This window comes from Ruegeria sp. AB9, assembly GCF_056542585.1.
Genome location: NZ_JBQGAA010000011.1, coordinates 50386 through 68388 on the forward strand (window position 1 = coordinate 50386; position 18003 = coordinate 68388).

An 18003-nucleotide genomic window follows, 5' to 3' on the forward strand; every position below is an offset into this window, starting at 1 on the left:
GGGCAGGGACATGAACGATACCGAAATCCGACACGAGGGGATGCGCATAGGGGGGCAGGTTGTTTTCACGGAAGAAACCATTCCTGTACATTACCCTTACACGAATGCCATCGTGGGTACCGTTCCGGCTGGAACCGCCCAACATGCACGACAAGCTTTCAAGACTGCAGCAAACTACGTCCCAACACTGACCCGGTACGAGCGCAGCCAGATCCTTCGGCGCACCGGAGAACTGATTGAAGAGAAACGCGATTATCTGGCCAGATGGCTGACGCTGGAACTGGGTATTTGTCATCAGCATTCGGTTTATGAAACCCAACGCGCGCAGGATGTCTTTCAGTTTGCCGCTGCTGAGGCGCTGAAAGATGATGGGGAAGTCTATTCCTGCGACCTGACCCACAATGGCAAGGCACGGAAGATCTTTACAAAGCGCGAGCCTGTTAAAGCGATCAGTGCAATCACACCGTTCAATCACCCGCTGAACATGGTTAGCCACAAGATCGCACCTTCGATTGCGACCAACAATTGCATGGTGTGCAAACCGACCGAACTGACACCTCTGACCGCGGTGACACTGGCCGACATTCTTTATGAGGCAGGCCTGCCGCCAGAGATGTTTCAGGTTGTCACGGGTTGGCCGCAAGACATTGGGGATGAGATGATCACCAATGACAATATCGACATCATCACTTTCACCGGTGGTGTGCCAGTCGGCAAGAAGATCGCCTCGAAAGCGGGGTATAAACGTCAGGCACTTGAGCTGGGCGGGAATGATCCCCTGATTGTGCTGAACGATCTGAATGATGCAGATCTGGAGCGCGCCGCAACTATCGCAGTGGCAGGTGCCACGGGAAACTCCGGCCAGCGCTGCACGGCCATCAAACGTATTCTGGTACAGCGTAGCGTGGCGGATCGTTTTGTTCCTTTGGTATTGGAAAAGGCCAAGGCAATCCGATTTGGCGACCCACAAGATCCTGAAACCGAACTGGGGTGTGTCATTCATGCCGAGGCGGCAGAGCTGTTCGAGAACCGTGTTTTGCAATCAGCGGAGCAAGGGGCTGAAATCCTCTATCACCCGGGTCGCCAGGGCGCATTGTTGCCGCCGATCGTTGTCGACAACGTGCCCCATGATTGTGAGTTGGTTATGGAGGAAACATTCGGCCCGATTATACCCATCGTTCGGGTGCCGGACGACGATACGGCCGTGATGCAGATTTCGAACAGCACCGCCTTTGGGCTGTCCTCAGGCGTTTGCACCAACGATCTGAATCGGGCCATCGCTTTTATCAACGGCCTGGATGTGGGCACCTGCAATATATGGGAACAGCCTGGCTACCGGATCGAGATGTCACCTTTCGGCGGGATCAAAGACAGCGGCAACGGCGTTAAGGAAGGCGTGATCGAAGCGATGAAGTTTTTCACCAACGTCAAAACATACTCGCTGCCTTGGCCTCAGTAAGTGGTGCGCATCTGGTATCCCTGATGGAAGGTCATCCGTACAAATGTAACCGGGTCGCTGCGAAACCAGGTCGTTCGCTCTAATTGAAACAACGGTGTGCCGGGCGGTACCGACAAGAACTCCTGTAATTGCCCAGTTGCAGGAACGGCTGAAAACGCAATTTCAGCGTTGGAAAACGGTACTTCGGATAACAGCCATTCATTTGGTCCGGTGGTCTGGAAATCTTCGTTGAGAACCCGAGGCACGGCGCTGACGTTGATCCATCGTTCTTCGAACTGGAAGGGACGGTTGTCGGCGTGGTGCATACATTGCAGGTGGACGATCTGCGCGCCTTCCGGAATGCTCAACTTGGCCTGGAGCCACGCGGGGCAATCAATCAGGGTCCGGCTGACCAGCGCATAGCGGTATTCGGCATTCATCTCTTCGATGGTTTGTCGCACCACGGTAATCGGCAACTTCGCCTGCTTTACCGGTGTGATCACAACTCGCGTGCCACCCTTGCGTTTACGGGTGACAATACCCTGCTCGGCAAGTTCGCGTAGGGCGCGGTTGACCGTAGCCCGTGCAACGCCAAATTCAGCCGCCAGTTCCAGCTCGGTCGGCAACAGGCAGCCCTGCGGCCAGACACGGGTTTGAATGCGGTTGACGACTTCGTCCCGAATATCCTGAAAGCCGACATGTTTTTGATCGATCACGTGGGGTTCATCCAATTATGCATAATCATATTATTAGTATGAGGTCATTTTAGTCAGCCCGTAAAGGGCAGGGGAAACTCAAAACCTCCGCAAGAGGTCAGCCATAGCCCGTCGATAGTCGGACACGATCCGATCCCGTGCAATATGACAGCCGCTGCGTACCTGATGGCGGCCAGCTGACCATAGATCGGTCACTACGTTATCCTTTGCGGCAAAAACCAACCCGTCGAGCAACTGCTCGGGACGCAGGGCGCATAGCGCGGTATCCTGACTGTCGATGGCAACCAGATCTGCAAGCATACCTTCTGCAATCTGACCCGCCGCGCGCCCCAAAGCCTGTGCGCCGCCTATGGCAGCACCGCAATAGAGTGTTTGTCCAACCGAACCTTCCCCGTCGACCAGAACATTGCGCGACAGGTCTCGCAGACGTTGTGAGTACTCCAGCGTGCGCAGTTCTTCTGTCATCGAAATCAATACGTTTGAATCGGATCCAACCCCGAAACGACCGCCCGCACCAAGATAAGTAGCTCCATTGAAAGGACCATCACCCAGGTTGGCCTCGGTGATGGGGCAAAGCCCTGCGACAGCACCGGTCGCAGCCATATCACGGGTCTCTTGTTCCGTCATATGAGTAGCGTGAATCATGCACCATCGATTATTTACTGCCGCATTGCTCAACAACCATTCCACCGGGCGTGCGCCCAGACCCTCCTGAACCTGCGCAACTTCTTGGGGTTGTTCAGCGATGTGAATATGAACAGGTCCGGTTGTTTTTGCTTCCAGAACCCGCGCAAGATCTCGTGGTGACGTGGCTCGCAGAGAATGGGGAGCGATACCGATCTGACAGTCATTCGGCAGATCGCGCAACCCCGTTTGCGCTTGCTCGACCAATACCAGATAGCGGTCCACATCATTGCCAAATCGTTGTTGACCCGCTTCCAAAGGTTGCTCGCCGACCCCTGCGTAGGAATAGAGTACGGGAAGATGCGTCAGCCCAATCCCAGCCTCGGCAGATGCAGCCATGATCCGGTGGGACAGTTCTGCAAGATTGTCGTAAGGTGCTCCGTCCGGCTGGTGATGCAGGTAATGGAACTCTCCCACCGAGGCATATCCGGCTTCTTGCATCTCCATGAACACCAGCGCAGCGATTGGCTGCACCTGCTCGGGGGTCAGGTGCGCGGTAAATCGATACATCAGTTCACGCCATGTCCAGAAACTGTCGCGACCTGGCATGCGGTATTCGGTCATCCCTGCCATCGCGCGCTGGAATGCATGGCTATGCAAGTTGGCCAGCGCAGGCAGTAATGTGTCGACGCGTGTATCCCCTTCTTGCGCCATCGCGCCCTGCTGCAACGACGTTATCAGACCGTCCCTGATTTCAATCCGCAGGTTCGTAGCCCAGCCCGTGCTTAATAAAGCGCGATTTGCAAAGATAGCCATTTTTCACCTCATTTTATGCATAGACATATAAATGATAGAAATGTACTAGAAAAGAAGGAAATGCACGGAGGTTGCGAGTCACATGCAGAGGCAAGCGCAGATTTTGACGGATCTGGACGCCGCAACGATGACCGAAAGCGCCACGCCATACGGTTTGGTTCGGGACGCCGCGATAGCGTTGCAGGACGGGTGCATCGCATGGGTGGGGCCTGCCGCCGACCTCCCATCAAAGTTCGCCGATCAGCCAAGAACAAGCTTAGGCGGCCGCCTGGTCACACCCGCCTTGATTGATTGCCACACTCATGTGGTTCACGGTGGCCACCGCGCTGTAGAGTTCGAAATGCGCCTGAAAGGGGCAAGCTATGAAGACGTTGCTCGTGCTGGGGGTGGGATCATCTCGACCGTCAAGGCCACGCGAGCGGCCGGCGTTGAGGACTTGATTACGCAAGCATTGCCGCGTGTGGATGCGATGCTGGCCGAAGGGGTATCAGTCATCGAAGTGAAGTCCGGTTATGGGTTGGATCGCGAGACTGAATTGAACATGTTACGCGCCGCTCGGGCATTGCCGGATCGCCGTCCCGTCCGTGTTCTGACCAGTTTTCTAGGAGCACATACAGTGCCTCAGGAATATAGGGACAGAGCATCGGATTACATACTTGAGGTGTGTATTCCTACGCTTCGCGCTGCTCACGCGGAGGGTCTGGTCGATGCAGTGGACGCCTTCTGCGAAGGCATCGCCTTTCAACCTGAAGAACTGATCCCACTCTTCGACGTTGCATCAGAACTTGGCTTGCCGATAAAGATCCACGCCGAACAATTGTCGAATTTGGGCGGAACAATACTGGCAGCAGGATACGGCGCATTATCGGCAGATCATATCGAATACCTTGATGAAGCGGGTGTTCAAGCCATGGCCCAGGGCGGAACCGTTGGTGTTATACTGCCGGGCGCATTCTATACTCTGCGCGAAACACAGGCGCCACCGATTGACCTGTTGCGCAAGCATGGTGTGCCGATGGCGCTTGCCACAGATTGCAACCCCGGCTCGGCCCCGATGACATCGCTGCTGCTGGCAATGAACATGGCCTGCACCCTGTTTCGCATGACACCAGAGGAAGCCCTGCAGGGCGTGACAACACACGCAGCCCGCGCTCTTGGGTTGGCCGAGTACGGTCAGATTTCAGTCGGGCTTCGCGCTGACCTGGCGGTTTGGAATGCCGAACATCCCGCTGAATTGGCCTATCGCATCGGCTTCAACCCCCTTCATACCCGCATATTCGGAGGCTCACTTTGACGACCCTCACCCTCACTCCGGGTACAGTTACCCTGTCACAGCTGGAACAAGTCTTTCGCGAGGAAAGAGCAGTTCAGCTGGACCCTGCTTGCCGCCCGTCCGTCGAAGAAGCGCACAAACGGATTGCCGAAGCCGCAGCAGGAGAGGTTGCCGTATATGGTGTGAACACAGGGTTCGGGAAATTGGCCAGCGTCAAAATCGCAGCCGAAGATACAGCAACCCTGCAACGCAACCTGATCCTCAGCCATTGCTGTGGCGTAGGTCCTGCGATCCCACGCGCCCATGCCCGCTTGATGATGGTTCTAAAATTGCTGAGCCTTGGTCGTGGAGCCTCAGGCGTTCGGCCTGACGTGATCGAACTGCTCGAAGGCATGCTATCCAAAGGTGTAACCCCGGTGATCCCTGCGCAGGGGTCGGTCGGGGCGTCGGGCGATCTTGCGCCCTTGTCCCACATGGCTGCCGTAATGATGGGCGCAGGAGAGGCCGAATTCGGTGGCGACGTGATGCCAGGCGCAGCTGCGTTGTCCAAAGCAGGCCTGCAACCAATAGAGTTGGGACCAAAAGAAGGTCTGGCGCTGATTAACGGTACGCAGTTTTCGACAGCCTTTGCACTGGCTGGTCTGTTTGGCGCATGGCAGGCGGCGCAAAGCGCACTCGTCACCTCGGCTTTGACAACGGATGCAATCATGGGATCGACTGCGCCACTGCAGCCGGAAATCCATACATTGCGTGGCCATCGGGGGCAGATTGAGGCCGGAGTAACCATGCGTGCGCTACTTGCCGGGTCGGTCATTCGTGAAAGCCATCGGGATGGCGATACCCGCGTGCAGGACCCGTATTGTATCCGCTGTCAACCGCAGGTGGTGGGGGCTGCAATGGATGTGCTGAGACAGGCCGCAACAACGCTGGAAATCGAGGCCAATGCGGCGACCGACAATCCTCTGGTTCTTTCAGAAACCGGCCTGATCGTCTCGGGTGGGAACTTTCATGCTGAACCAGTTGGGTTTGCCGCAGACATGATTGCGCTCGCCGTGGCTGAAATCGGGGCCATTGCGCAACGTCGCATTGCACTGATCGTCGATCCAGTGCTGAGCTTTGATCTGCCGCCTTTTCTGACGCCCAATCCAGGCCTGAACTCAGGCTATATGATCGCCGAAGTGACTACCGCCGCTCTGATGAGCGAAAACAAGCATCTGGCCAATCCCTGCGTGACGGACTCGACGCCAACGTCGGCCAATCAGGAAGATCACGTCTCGATGGCCGCCCATGGCGCGCGGCGGTTGGGGCAGATGGTCACCAATCTGGAACGCATTCTGGGGGTCGAATTGCTCTGCGCCACACAAGGGATCGAGTTTCGCGCGCCACTGCCTACGAGCGAAACGTTGCAGGCCGTGATGGCACGTTTGCGTACGGTGGTGCCTGCACTGGGTGATGATCGCTACATGGCGACAGAGATCGAAGCAGCCTCGGCCCTTATCGCCAGCGGCGAGATTGCCCATGGCACAGGCATCGCCATGCCGGAACTTGGCGCATGAGCGGCCCGGTCGAGATCACACGTGGTGAAAGCCCCATTGTGTTGGGCCTGCCACATACCGGCACCTATGTACCCGCCGCGATCGAGGCCAAGTTGAATGCGCGGGGCAAGGCATTGACGGATACGGATTGGCACATTCATACGTTGTATGAAGAACTTCTGCCCGGTGCGACCACTGTACGGGCCACCTTCCACCGTTATGCGATCGACGCCAACCGCGACCCGTCAGGCGTATCGCTGTATCCCGGTCAGAACACGACAACTTTGGTGCCGCTGACGGATTTCGACGGTGAGGATATCTGGGACATCCGACCTTCTGAAAAGGACATCACCGAACGGCGGGAAGCTTTCCATGCACCGTATCATGCCGCCCTGAAGGCTGAGTTGGAGCGGGTTAAAGCAATCCATGGGGTTGCGGTGCTGTATGATTGTCATTCGATCCGCAGTCACATTCCCTTCCTGTTCAAAGGACTCCTGCCCGATATGAACATCGGCACCAACAATGGGGTGACCTGTGCACCGGAGATCCAAGCCATAACGCATGAGTTCGCGGCCTCCTCACCCTATAGTAGCGTTCTTAACGGTCGATTTAAGGGTGGTTGGACAACGCGTCATTACGGGCGCCCCTCGGAGGGGGTTCACGCGATCCAGATGGAACTGGCTCAGTCAGCTTACTTGAGGGATGAAGTACCGCCCTGGACTTATGACACCGACAAAGCCAACCGCCTCCGCCGTTGGCTCAAAGACATCCTTGACGCCATCCACGACACTGCATTGGAGCTTGCCCGATGACCGATCCTCGCAAAAACACCCGTGACATCTATCCCCCGACAGGGCCCGAACTGAATGCCAAAAGCTGGATGACCGAGGCACCGATGCGGATGCTGATGAACAATCTGCATCCGGATGTGGCCGAAAACCCGCATGAACTGGTTGTCTATGGCGGCATCGGGCGCGCAGCACGGACGTGGAGTGATTTCGACACCATCGTCGCGAGTCTCAAGGACCTGGAAGAGGATGAGACACTGGTGGTTCAGTCAGGGAAGCCTGTTGCGATTGTGCGGACGCATGAAGACGCGCCCAGGGTTCTGATCGCGAACTCGAACCTTGTGCCGCACTGGGCCAACTGGGATCACTTCAACGAGCTCGATAAGAAGGGTCTGATGATGTACGGTCAGATGACGGCTGGCTCGTGGATCTACATCGGTACGCAGGGCATCGTTCAAGGCACCTACGAAACTTTCGCCGAGGCCGGGCGTCAGCACTATGGCGGCGACCTGACCGGCAAGTGGATTTTGACGGGTGGTCTGGGCGGCATGGGCGGCGCGCAACCGCTGGCGGCCGTCTTTGCAGGGGCGTGTTGTTTGGCCGTTGAGTGCAACCCTGACAGCATCGATTTCCGACTGCGGACCAAGTATCTCGACGAAAAGGCCGAGACGCTGGACGAGGCGCTGGAGATGATCGAGCGATGGACCAAGGCGGGCGAGGCGAAGTCCGTGGGCTTGCTGGGCAACGCCGCAGAGGTCTTTCCTGAAATCTACACGCGAATGAAGGCGGGCGGAATGCGTCCCGATATCGTTACCGATCAAACCAGCGCACATGATCCGGTCAACGGGTATCTTCCCCTGGGCTGGTCCATGGGGCAGTGGAAGGACAAGCGGGAAAGTGATCCGAAGGCGGTCGAAAAGGCTGCGCGCGCGTCGATGAAGCAGCACGTGGCCGCCATGGTCGACTTCTGGAACGCGGGCGTGCCGACCCTGGATTACGGCAACAATATCCGGCAGGTGGCGCAGGACGAAGGCTTGGAGAACGCCTTTGCCTTCCCTGGTTTCGTGCCCGCCTATATCCGTCCGCTTTTCTGCCGTGGCATCGGTCCATTCCGGTGGTGCGCGCTGTCGGGTGACCCCGAAGACATCTATAAGACCGACGCTAAGATGAAGGAACTGTTCCCCGACAACACCCATTTGCACAACTGGCTCGACATGGCGCAGGAGCGAATCGCCTTCCAGGGCTTGCCAGCGCGCATATGCTGGATCGGGCTTGGCGACCGCCATAAGGCTGGGCTGGCATTCAACGAGATGGTCAAAAACGGCGAATTGAAAGCGCCTGTTGTCATCGGTCGAGACCACCTCGACAGCGGCTCGGTCGCCTCGCCGAACCGTGAGACCGAAGCGATGAAAGACGGCTCGGACGCTGTGTCGGACTGGCCACTGCTGAACGCACTGGTCAATACGGCCTCGGGTGCGACGTGGGTCTCGCTGCACCATGGCGGCGGCGTTGGCATGGGCTTCAGCCAGCACGCAGGTGTGGTGATCTGTGCCGACGGGACCGATGCGGCGGCAAGGCGTCTCGAACGGGTTCTCTGGAACGACCCCGCCTCAGGTGTCTGGCGTCACGCAGATGCGGGTTACGAGGATGCCAAGTCCTGTGCACGTGAACACGGGCTGCGTCTACCGGGGATTTTGGGCTAATTTGCTCATTCATCTTTGAATTTGTCTACTTGGCTTAGCGCTAACGCCGAATTTTCCGGTTTCGAACCGGGGTAGTTTCGGCTAGGGCTAAGCCGTTAAGCAGCCCGCCAGGCTAACGACAACTGACAAAGGTGGCTCGCCCGTTGCTCGATATTGCACAAGTCCGCACAGTTCTTTCGGACGTCTATGACCTCGCCCCATCGGCCACGCTGGCCAATGAGATGAAAGACACATTTGCCCGCATGGATCGAGTGGTCAGCCCACCGGATTGGGCGATCTATGCGCCCTATGTACGGGCCATCAACGCGCTCAAGAAAGAGCGTAACGCCGTGATCCTTGGGCATAATTACATGACGCCCGAAATCTATCATGGTGTGTCCGATTTCGTCGGCGACAGTCTGCAACTGGCAATCAAGGCCAGTGAGGTCGAAGAGGACGTAATCGTTCAGGCCGGTGTTCATTTCATGGCCGAGACTTCAAAAATCCTGAGCCCCGAGAAAACTGTTCTGATGCCAGATATGGATGCGGGCTGTTCTTTGGCAGAATCGATTACCGCAGAGGGAATCGACGAAATGCGGGCCAAATACCCCGGCGCCCCAGTTGTGTCCTATGTGAATACCACCGCCGAGGTTAAAGCGGCCTCGGATATCTGCTGCACTTCGTCGAACGCCTTGCAGATCGTGAATGCCATGGAGAGCGACACGGTCATCATGACGCCTGATCAGTATCTGGCACAGAATATCGCCAATGAAAGCCACAAGAACGTGGTGTACTGGCCCGGCTCCTGCATTGTGCATGAACAATACACCGCGCAGGACTTGCGCGATTTCCGCGAATGGAACCCCGGTACGCGCCTAATCGCTCACCCGGAATGCCCGCCGGATGTAGTGGCCGAGGCGGATTACTCCGGTTCAACCAGCGGTATCATCAAATATGTGCATGATGAACAGCCTCAAAAGGCAATGCTGATCACCGAGTGTTCGATGGCGTCGAACATCGCGGATGAGCTGCCCGAGGTCGATTTCGTAGGGCCGTGCAATATGTGCCCGTACATGAAGAAGATCACGCTTGAGAAGATCCTCTATGCCTTGCACACGATGGAAGGTCAGGTCGAGGTCGCTGAAGACGTGGCTGAGAAAGCGCGCAAGTCCGTTCAGGCGATGATTGATCTGTCCCGCAATCTCGGCATCTGAGCAGCAATGTCTGACATCACCACGGATCGCGTCATTATTGTCGGGGCCGGGATTGGCGCGCTTTATGCTGCGTTGAAACTAGCGCCGCGACCGGTGGTGGTCATCTCGCCTGATCCGCTGGGTGAAGGTGCAAGTTCGGCATGGGCGCAAGGTGGAGTCGCAGCGGCGATGGATTTGGCCGACAGCCCGGAAAGCCATGCTGTTGATACCGTCAATGCGGGGGCAGGCACCGTCGAAACCGACGTTGCCGACTTGGTCACACGTGAGGCGCGGGATTATATTCTCGACCTGACCACATTGGGCACTCCGTTTGATCGCACCCAAGATGGTGGGTATGTCCTGTCGCGCGAAGCCGCGCACAGTTTTGCCCGTGTCGTGCGGGTGAAGGGGGATCAGGCAGGCAGCGAAATCATGGCGGCCCTGATCGAACGTGTACACGAAACACCCTCGGTACAGGTGTTGGAAGGTGTCCTTGCCACTGCGCTGGAAGTGACGGATGGGCGTGTAGTGGGGGTTGTCGTCCAGGACGCCTCGGAAACCGGATCTGCGCCTATAACTCTTCGTGGAACTGCTGTGTTGTTGGCAGGAGGCGGCTCCGGCGGCCTTTATGCCTTGACGACCAATCCGGCCCGCATTCGGGGGCAGGTCATCGGAATGGCCGCACGGGCCGGGGCACTGATCGCCGACGCCGAATTCGTGCAATTCCATCCCACGGCGATGGATGTAGGTGAAGACCCAGCCCCGCTGGCGACTGAGGCGCTGCGTGGGGAAGGGGCAATTCTGATAAACAAACAAGGTGAGCGGTTCATGCAGACCGTTCATCCTGATGCCGAGCTTGCTCCGCGTGACGTTGTCGCCCGCGCGATATTTGCCGAAGTACAAGCCGGTAATCGACCGATGCTGGACACACGCGAGGCTCTGGGGGCGCAAATCAAAGAACTGTTCCCAGCGGTTGCCGAGTATTGTGCGCGCAACGGAATTGATCCGGTCAAGGAAGCAATCCCGGTTGCTCCGGCAGCGCATTACCACATGGGCGGGATTGCCACGGACACTGATGGTCGCGCGACCCTGGGTGGGTTGTGGGTGTGCGGTGAGGCGTCTTCAACCGGCCTCCACGGTGCCAATCGGTTGGCCTCGAACGGTTTGCTCGAAGCGCTGGTTTTTGCGCGTATCTGTGCTGAGGGCATCGCGAAGTCAGTATCTGGCGCATTCGATTCCCAGCCGGTGACCTTGCGATTTGATCAGGCTGACACTTGTGATACGTCCAATGCAGTCAGTGCGTTGCGCGCAGCGATGTCCCGCGATGTTGGCGTGGTCCGGGATCGCGCTGGGTTGTGCCGCGCGTTGCGCACGATTGCTGCGCTTGAAGACCAGCATGGCGAGTGCCCTTCCTTCAGAAACATGTGTGCTACAGCAACCCTGATCACTGCTGCAGCATTACAACGCGAGGAAAGCCGTGGCGCACATGAGCGATCCGATTTCCCCGAAACCGCCGATGGTCCCGGCGAACGATCCCGGATGTACCTTACTGACGCACTGCACATTCGGGGCGAAGCTTGCAAGGAATTTTCATGAGTTTTGCAACCCTGCCTGATCTGATCCTCGAACCCGTCATCCGTGCGGCATTGATGGAGGATCTGGGAACATATGGTGACGTGACCACCCGCGCCGTGATACCGCAAGGCACGACCTATTCGGCCCGGCTGAATGCGCGTGAAGATGCTGTGGTTTCGGGCATGCAGGTGGCAACGATTGCGTTCCGGCTGGTCGATCCGGCGCTTGAAGTTGAGGTGCTAATCAAGGACGGTGAGACCTGTCGGCGTGGCGATACACTTATGACCATCAAGGGATCGGCTGCCTCGATCCTGTCGGGCGAACGGGTCGCGTTGAATTTTGCCGGGCGCCTGACTGGCATCGCCACAAAAACCGCTGCGTTTGTTGATCAGACCAAAGGCACTAGTGCCCGCATGACTTGTACGCGCAAGACCACGCCCGGCCTGCGCATTGTGGAAAAGCAGGCCGTACTGCATGGCGGTGGCTTCAATCATCGCTATTCCCTGTCCGACGCGATCCTGATCAAAGACAACCACATCGCCGCCGCCGGTGGCGTGCGTCAGGTTCTTGAAGCCGCCAACGCGCATGCCAGCCACATGATGGCGGTTGAGATTGAGGTTGACCGCCTGGAACAGCTTGCCGAAGTACTGGAGGTTGGCGGCGCGTCTGTCGTATTGCTGGACAACATGGGCAACGACAATCTGCGCGAGGCCGTTGCCATGGTAGATGGACGGATGGAGACTGAGGCCAGCGGAAATGTGACTTTGGACCGCGTTGCGTCAATTGCAGCGACCGGGGTCGATTACATCTCGTCCGGTGCATTGACGCATTCTGCACGCACGGTCGATCTGGGCCTGGATTTCTGACAACGCGGCATTTCCGCTTGATTTGGGATCGTTTGCGCCAACACAGTTGCGCATATCCATTTTATCGATAATAAATCTGTGGCAACGCAAGCTGCAGGAAGTTTTATAGATAAAATGATCATCCCTCATTCCGGCTGGACCCGAAAGTCTGCGCAAGCTGTTCATGACCTCCCGTTGATGGACCTTCTGTTCCGGGCGCAGACCGTGCACCGCGAGAACTTTGATCCGAACAAAATCCAGACCTCGAAACTGCTGTCGATCAAGACCGGTGGGTGTGCTGAAGACTGCGCCTATTGCTCGCAGTCAGCCCGCAACGGATCAACACTTCCGGCGTCGAAACTGATCGAGGTTCAACGTGTTCTGGCCGAGGCCAAAAAGGCCCGCGACGGCGGCGCGACCCGATTCTGCATGGGGGCTGCCTGGCGCGAACCCAAGCCGCGCGATATGCCTGCGCTGGTCGCCATGGTTGAAGGTGTTAAATCGATGGGCATGGAAACCTGCATGACGCTGGGTATGCTGGATGACACTCAGGTCGTTCAGCTGCGCGATGCGGGATTGGACTATTACAACCACAACATCGACACGTCCGAACGCTATTATTCCGAAGTGATCACCACCCGGACATTCTCGGATCGGATCGATACGATGAACCGAGTGCAGGAAGCCGGGATCAAGGTCTGCTCGGGCGGTATTCTCGGTATGGGCGAACACACCGGCGACCGTATCGACATGCTGCTGACCCTCGCCAACATGACACCTCCGCCCGACTCGGTGCCGATCAACATGCTGATGCCGCAGGCCGACACGCCGTTGGCCGATGCAGAGCCGATCGATCCGATCGACTTTGTGCGGATCATCGCGACCGCCCGCATATTGATGCCGAAATCCTATGTTCGACTGTCTGCCGGACGCAGCGACATGAGCGACGAGATGCAGGCGATGTGTTTCTTCGCCGGTGCGAATTCGATCTTCGTGGGTGAAACACTTCTGACAGCGGAAAACCCCGAAGAAGACACCGACTCGATCCTGTTCGCCAAGCTTGGACTTCAGGCCGAAACGGTCGAAGAGCGAAAGCGTACGGAAGCTGCAGAATGAAGGCAGTCGACCGGCTGGAATCCATGCTCGATGCGCTCGAAGCCCGGCACCGTCGCCGGGTTTTGATCCCGGCGCGCGGGCTGGATTTTGCGTCGAACGACTATCTGGGTTTGGCCGGATCGAACCTGCTTCAGAAGGCTGCGCAAGCGGCTTTGGCGCGCGGCGTGCCGGTGGGTTCGGGCGGCTCGCGCCTGCTGCGGGGAAACCACCCAGAGCATGAAGCTCTGGAACAGGAAGCGGCAGTTTTCTTTGGGGCCGAGGCTGCGCTGTTCATGGGTGGGGGGTTCCAAGCCAATCAGGCGATTTTTTCGACCCTGCCAGCCGCCGATGATCTGGTTCTCTATGACGCGTTGGTCCATGCAAGCGCCCACGAGGGGATGCGTTCCAGTCGCGCGGATCTACGAGCTTTCCGCCACAACGACGTTGAAGACGCACGCAGGGTTCTGGCCGAGTGGCGATCAACTGGTGGTTTGGGCCAAGTCTGGCTTGCCGTAGAAAGCGTGTATTCCATGGAGGGCGATCTGGCCCCACTGGAAGATCTTGCGTCCTTGGCGCGCGAAACAGATGCCGTTCTGGTTGTTGACGAGGCGCATGCGACAGGCGTTTTTGGGGCGAGCGGGCGAGGTTTGGCCCACGACGTGAATTCTGAGATTTTGTCTTTGCACACCTGCGGCAAAGGGCTGGGTGTCTCGGGCGGGCTGATCTGTGGTCCGCGCGTGATGATCGACACCCTGATCAATCGGGCGCGTCCGTTTATCTTTGCAACCGCTCCGTCACCTCTGAATGCGGCATTGGTGCGGGTGGCCATTCGCGAATTGGCCGAAAATAACCAATTGGTCTCTGCCGCGCATGCACGCCTGTGCCATGCGCATGAAATGGCCCGAAGAGCGGGTCTGTCTGAAACGGCCCTAAAAAGCCAGATTATTCCCGTTATCCTGGGCGATGAGGCCCGTACAATGGCGATGGCGTCAGCTCTGCAACAGCTGGGTTTCGACATCCGCGGCATTCGCCCGCCCACCGTTCCAAAAGGCACATCCCGCTTGCGGGTTTCGATCACCGGCAATGTCGGCCACGAGGGCATCTCGGCCCTGTTCTCAACCATTGCCAGCCATCAATCGGAGGCCGCATGAGCGCACTGATCGTTGCCGGAACCGATACGGGCGTCGGGAAAACCGTTTTTTCAGCTGGCCTGACGGCGGCGTTGAGCGCCCGCTACTGGAAGCCGGTTCAGTCAGGATTAGAGGATGCCACGGACACTGAAACCGTCCTCACCTTGTCCGGCTCAGAAGTGCTGCCCGAAGCGTATCGCCTGAACATGCCGGCTTCGCCACACCTGTCCGCCGAAGATATGGGCATCGAGATCGACTTGTCGCGGCTTGCGTTGCCGCAGGCTGACGGGCCTCTGGTCGTTGAAGCGGCAGGGGGGCTAATGGTGCCGCTGAACCGCAAATCCTATTATCTGGATCTGATCGCCCAATGGCAGGCCCCGGTCGTTCTGGTCGCGCGCACAGCACTGGGAACGATCAACCACACTACATTGTCGCTGATGGCCCTGCGTGGCGCAGGATGCGAGGTTGTGGGCGTCGCCTTTGTCGGAGATCCAGTGCCGGATGTTGAGCAGACCATTGTCGAGATGAGCAATGTTCGTCATCTCGGGCGCTTGCCATATCTTGGCGACCTGACGCAGCAAAGCCTGGAGGATGCCTTTTCTGCGATAGACGTTGCCGCCATTCGGAGGTTTCTGTGACCCCGCTCGAGTTTGACGCCCGCCACTTGTGGCACCCTTATACCAATGTGGCCGATCCCGGCGCGATGCACCTGATTGACCGTGCCGAGGGCGTATACCTGTACCGGGAGGACGGCGCAAAGATGATCGACGCCATGTCCTCATGGTGGTGCGCGATCCATGGCCACAAGCATCCCGAAATCACCTGCGCGATGCAGAGCCAGCTGGAAAAGATGCCTCATGTAATGTTCGGCGGGTTGACACACCATCCGGCCATAGACCTGGGGCGCAGGATGGTCGATATGCTGCCTGAGGGGTTGGACCGCATCTTCTATTGCGACAGTGGTTCGGTCTCGGTCGAAGTATCGATGAAGATGGCAGTTCAATACCAAATGGCCCATGGCCGCACCGGCAAGTTCGAGTTCGCCACCATTCGCGGCGGCTATCACGGCGATACCTGGAAGGCGATGAGCGTCTGCGACCCGGTCACCGGTATGCACGGACTGTTCCGCGGGGCGTTGTCGATCCAACACTTCCTGCCGCGTCCCCAAGTGCGATTGGAGGATGATTGGCCCACAGACTCGGCGCAGAACGGGCTGGAGCCACTGGAACGGTTACTTGCCGAGAAGGGCGACCAGCTTGCGGCCCTGATCCTTGAGCCCGTGGTTCAGGGCACCGGAGGAATGTACTTCTATCATCCCCAATGGCTGCGCGCGGCGCGCGCCTTGTGCGATGCCCATAACGTGCTGATCATTTTTGATGAAATTGCAACTAGCTTTGGCCGAACCGGTAAGCTGTTCGCCATCGATCACGTGGGCATCACGCCGGATATCCTATGTCTGGGCAAGGCTCTGACCGGGGGGCATATCTCCTTCGCAGCAACAGTAACCAGCGAGCGGGTGGCTTATGGCATCGGCAATAGCGAAGCCGGCGTGTTCATGCATGGCCCGACTTATATGGCCAACCCGCTGGCCTGTGTCGCAGGATCGGCCAGCCTCAGTCTGTTGGCCGAGGGGGAGTGGGAACGGCAGGTGGCAGGTATTGAGGCCCAGATGCGTACCGAGCTGGAACCAGCCCGCGTTTTGCCCGGAGTAGCGGATGTCAGGGTTCTCGGCGCCATAGGCGTTATTGAAATGAAGGATACGGTTGATCCTTCTGTCGCCCATCGGCTGGCCCCAAAGACCGGAGTGTGGCTGCGTCCATTCGCACGCAACATCTATTGCATGCCGCCTTACGTTATCTCACCTGACGAGCTCAGCCAGATCACGAGCGCGATGGTCGCTCTGGCCGGGGGGCAGGAATGAAATACCGGTGGCTGACGCAATCGGATGACGGTACGCTGACCCTTGTGTTCGGGGGCTGGGGGCTGGGTGCCGCGCCGTTTCATGGATTGACCGGCGGCGGTTCCGTGCTTCTGGTGGATGACTATACCCGGCTCGACAACCCCTTGCCCGATCTTGCTGGGTTTGATCGCGTTGACATGCTGGCGTTTTCCTTTGGCGTCGCATCCGCCGCCCATTGGTTGGCCGAAACGCAATTTTGTCCTGACCGTCTGGCTGCCGTCAGCGGCACTCTGCATCCCTGCTGCGCGGAACGGGGCATTGCGCCTGACATGATCCGGTCAACGGCGGATCAGTTGTCTTCGGTCAGTTTTACCAAGTTTTGCCGACGCGCTGGACTGACTTCTGATATACCCGAACTCAACGTTGACCAGGCACGGAAGGAGTTGCACGCGGTAATTCAACGCGGCTCAGCGCCTGATCCCGGCTTTGATCGGGTGTGGATCCCCAAGCGTGACCGCATCATTCCGGCCAAGGCGCAAGAGACCGCTTGGGCCGCGGCCCCAGATGTGACCAAACGCTGTGCCGGTCCGCATGTCCCTTTCCAACCGGGCCAGAGCTGGGCGGAATGGATGCAATGACAGCACAATTGGCGGATAAGGTGCAGCGGAGCTTCAGTCGAAGCTTCCAAACCTACGACGACGCGGCCAGCCAGCAGGCCTGGGTTGCGCGCAAGCTGGTCTCGGAGATGCGCCGGGCAGGAGCACCGGACCAGTTTAACACGACATTCGAGCTGGGATGCGGCACAGGCCATCTGACCCGGTTGCTGCGGCAGAACTTCGACCTTCGCGATCTCTGGCTGAACGATATCGCGCCGCAAGCTCAGGCGACGGCAGATACAGCAGGAGCTGCATTCATTGCCGGAGACGTTCGTCTGGTTGAATGGCCTGCCAGATTAGATCTGGTCGCCTCGGCTTCGATGATTCAGTGGATGGATGACCCCGCTCGTTTGCTGCAACAGGCGGCCGATGCGCTTGAACCCGGGGGTTGGCTGACCATATCCGGATTTGGTCCCCTACAGTATCAAGAGCTTACGCAAATCGGCTCGACAGCACGTGCGCCGGGCCTTTGCACGCCAGATACCCTTACGGCAGCAATTGACGGGCCGTTCAAAATTCTGGCCGCCGGTGAAAGCACTAGACCGTCTTATTTCGACACACCCCGAGATGTTCTGAGGTATTTGCGCAGAACAGGCGTGAATGGCCGGGCTCAGGGTACATGGACGCGATCAACTCTGGCTCGGTTCGAAACTGATTACGTACAGAATTTCGGAACGGTCGGTGGGGTACCTCTGACCTATCACCCAGTGTGGGTCATTGCCCAAAAGCGCTAGGCG

At 58.0% G+C, this 18003-nt stretch carries 16 protein-coding genes; 14 read left to right on the plus strand and 2 right to left on the minus strand.

Annotated features, from left to right (window positions below):
- Positions 1–10 precede the first annotated feature (10 nt).
- A complete protein-coding gene (phnY, locus tag ACR0K5_RS18625) occupies positions 11–1459 on the plus strand; it encodes a phosphonoacetaldehyde dehydrogenase (protein WP_480631146.1) in 1449 nt (482 codons plus the stop codon).
- On the opposite strand, the gene ACR0K5_RS18630 is transcribed toward phnY, so the two are convergent.
- Together ACR0K5_RS18630 and ACR0K5_RS18635 are read right to left on the minus strand one after the other, a co-directional pair.
- The gene (locus tag ACR0K5_RS18630) at positions 1453–2154 is read right to left on the minus strand and encodes a GntR family transcriptional regulator (RefSeq protein ID WP_480631147.1); all 702 of its coding nucleotides are present in this window, start codon (positions 2152–2154) and stop codon (positions 1453–1455) included. The genes phnY and ACR0K5_RS18630 overlap by 7 nt on opposite strands.
- A gap of 78 nt (positions 2155–2232) precedes the next feature.
- Positions 2233–3594 (minus strand): formimidoylglutamate deiminase, encoded by a 1362-nt coding sequence (locus ACR0K5_RS18635; RefSeq protein ID WP_480631148.1) that lies wholly within the window; start codon positions 3592–3594, stop codon positions 2233–2235.
- Between the two features lie 82 nt (positions 3595–3676).
- Between ACR0K5_RS18635 and hutI the strand changes: the two genes are divergently transcribed.
- The 13 genes from hutI to ACR0K5_RS18700 all read left to right on the plus strand — a co-directional run bounded on the left by hutI (position 3677) and on the right by ACR0K5_RS18700 (position 18000).
- Positions 3677–4888, plus strand: coding sequence for an imidazolonepropionase (hutI, locus tag ACR0K5_RS18640; RefSeq protein WP_480631149.1), 1212 nt, complete (start codon positions 3677–3679; stop codon positions 4886–4888).
- Positions 4885–6423, plus strand: a complete 1539-nt coding sequence (gene hutH, locus ACR0K5_RS18645; protein WP_480631150.1) for a histidine ammonia-lyase — start codon at positions 4885–4887, stop codon at positions 6421–6423. The genes hutI and hutH overlap by 4 nt, the downstream gene beginning before the upstream one ends.
- On the plus strand, positions 6420–7214 hold the full coding sequence (gene hutG, locus ACR0K5_RS18650) for an N-formylglutamate deformylase (RefSeq protein WP_480631151.1): 795 nt from the start codon (positions 6420–6422) through the stop codon (positions 7212–7214). Before hutH ends, hutG begins: the two co-directional genes overlap by 4 nt.
- Positions 7211–8893, plus strand: coding sequence for a urocanate hydratase (gene hutU / locus ACR0K5_RS18655; RefSeq protein ID WP_480631152.1), 1683 nt, complete (start codon positions 7211–7213; stop codon positions 8891–8893). Before hutG ends, hutU begins: the two co-directional genes overlap by 4 nt.
- Positions 8894–9036: 143 nt before the next feature.
- Positions 9037–10086, plus strand: coding sequence for a quinolinate synthase NadA (gene nadA / locus ACR0K5_RS18660; protein WP_480631153.1), 1050 nt, complete (start codon positions 9037–9039; stop codon positions 10084–10086).
- Between the two features lie 6 nt (positions 10087–10092).
- Complete coding sequence (locus ACR0K5_RS18665) at positions 10093–11661, plus strand: L-aspartate oxidase (RefSeq protein ID WP_480631154.1); 1569 nt, start codon at positions 10093–10095, stop codon at positions 11659–11661.
- Positions 11658–12506, plus strand: a complete 849-nt coding sequence (gene nadC, locus ACR0K5_RS18670) for a carboxylating nicotinate-nucleotide diphosphorylase (protein ID WP_480631155.1) — start codon at positions 11658–11660, stop codon at positions 12504–12506. The genes ACR0K5_RS18665 and nadC overlap by 4 nt, the downstream gene beginning before the upstream one ends.
- Positions 12507–12620: 114 nt before the next feature.
- Positions 12621–13601 (plus strand): biotin synthase BioB, encoded by a 981-nt coding sequence (bioB, locus tag ACR0K5_RS18675; RefSeq protein WP_480631156.1) that lies wholly within the window; start codon positions 12621–12623, stop codon positions 13599–13601.
- Positions 13598–14731, plus strand: coding sequence for an 8-amino-7-oxononanoate synthase (locus tag ACR0K5_RS18680; protein ID WP_480631157.1), 1134 nt, complete (start codon positions 13598–13600; stop codon positions 14729–14731). Before bioB ends, ACR0K5_RS18680 begins: the two co-directional genes overlap by 4 nt.
- The gene (gene bioD, locus ACR0K5_RS18685; protein WP_480631158.1) at positions 14728–15348 is read left to right on the plus strand and encodes a dethiobiotin synthase; all 621 of its coding nucleotides are present in this window, start codon (positions 14728–14730) and stop codon (positions 15346–15348) included. Before ACR0K5_RS18680 ends, bioD begins: the two co-directional genes overlap by 4 nt.
- Positions 15345–16631: an adenosylmethionine--8-amino-7-oxononanoate transaminase gene (gene bioA / locus ACR0K5_RS18690; protein WP_480631159.1), complete on the plus strand. Its 1287-nt coding sequence runs from the start codon at positions 15345–15347 to the stop codon at positions 16629–16631. The genes bioD and bioA overlap by 4 nt, the downstream gene beginning before the upstream one ends.
- A complete protein-coding gene (locus tag ACR0K5_RS18695; protein WP_480631160.1) occupies positions 16628–17248 on the plus strand; it encodes a pimeloyl-ACP methyl esterase BioG family protein in 621 nt (206 codons plus the stop codon). Before bioA ends, ACR0K5_RS18695 begins: the two co-directional genes overlap by 4 nt.
- Complete coding sequence (locus tag ACR0K5_RS18700; RefSeq protein ID WP_480631161.1) at positions 17245–18000, plus strand: methyltransferase domain-containing protein; 756 nt, start codon at positions 17245–17247, stop codon at positions 17998–18000. Before ACR0K5_RS18695 ends, ACR0K5_RS18700 begins: the two co-directional genes overlap by 4 nt.
- Positions 18001–18003: the final 3 nt, after the last annotated feature.

Bases quoted from the DNA above. Each gene is read 5' to 3' on its own strand.
- phnY (WP_480631146.1), top strand. From the start codon at position 11: ATGAACGATACCGAAATCCGACACGAGGGGATGCGCATAGGGGGGCAG.
- ACR0K5_RS18635 (WP_480631148.1), bottom strand. From the start codon at position 3,594: ATGGCTATCTTTGCAAATCGCGCTTTATTAAGCACGGGCTGGGCTACG.
- hutI (WP_480631149.1), top strand. From the start codon at position 3,677: ATGCAGAGGCAAGCGCAGATTTTGACGGATCTGGACGCCGCAACGATG.
- hutG (WP_480631151.1), top strand. From the start codon at position 6,420: ATGAGCGGCCCGGTCGAGATCACACGTGGTGAAAGCCCCATTGTGTTG.
- hutU (WP_480631152.1), top strand. From the start codon at position 7,211: ATGACCGATCCTCGCAAAAACACCCGTGACATCTATCCCCCGACAGGG.
- ACR0K5_RS18665 (WP_480631154.1), top strand. From the start codon at position 10,093: ATGTCTGACATCACCACGGATCGCGTCATTATTGTCGGGGCCGGGATT.
- nadC (WP_480631155.1), top strand. From the start codon at position 11,658: ATGAGTTTTGCAACCCTGCCTGATCTGATCCTCGAACCCGTCATCCGT.
- bioB (WP_480631156.1), top strand. From the start codon at position 12,621: ATGATCATCCCTCATTCCGGCTGGACCCGAAAGTCTGCGCAAGCTGTT.
- ACR0K5_RS18680 (WP_480631157.1), top strand. From the start codon at position 13,598: ATGAAGGCAGTCGACCGGCTGGAATCCATGCTCGATGCGCTCGAAGCC.
- bioD (WP_480631158.1), top strand. From the start codon at position 14,728: ATGAGCGCACTGATCGTTGCCGGAACCGATACGGGCGTCGGGAAAACC.
- ACR0K5_RS18695 (WP_480631160.1), top strand. From the start codon at position 16,628: ATGAAATACCGGTGGCTGACGCAATCGGATGACGGTACGCTGACCCTT.
- ACR0K5_RS18700 (WP_480631161.1), top strand. From the start codon at position 17,245: ATGACAGCACAATTGGCGGATAAGGTGCAGCGGAGCTTCAGTCGAAGC.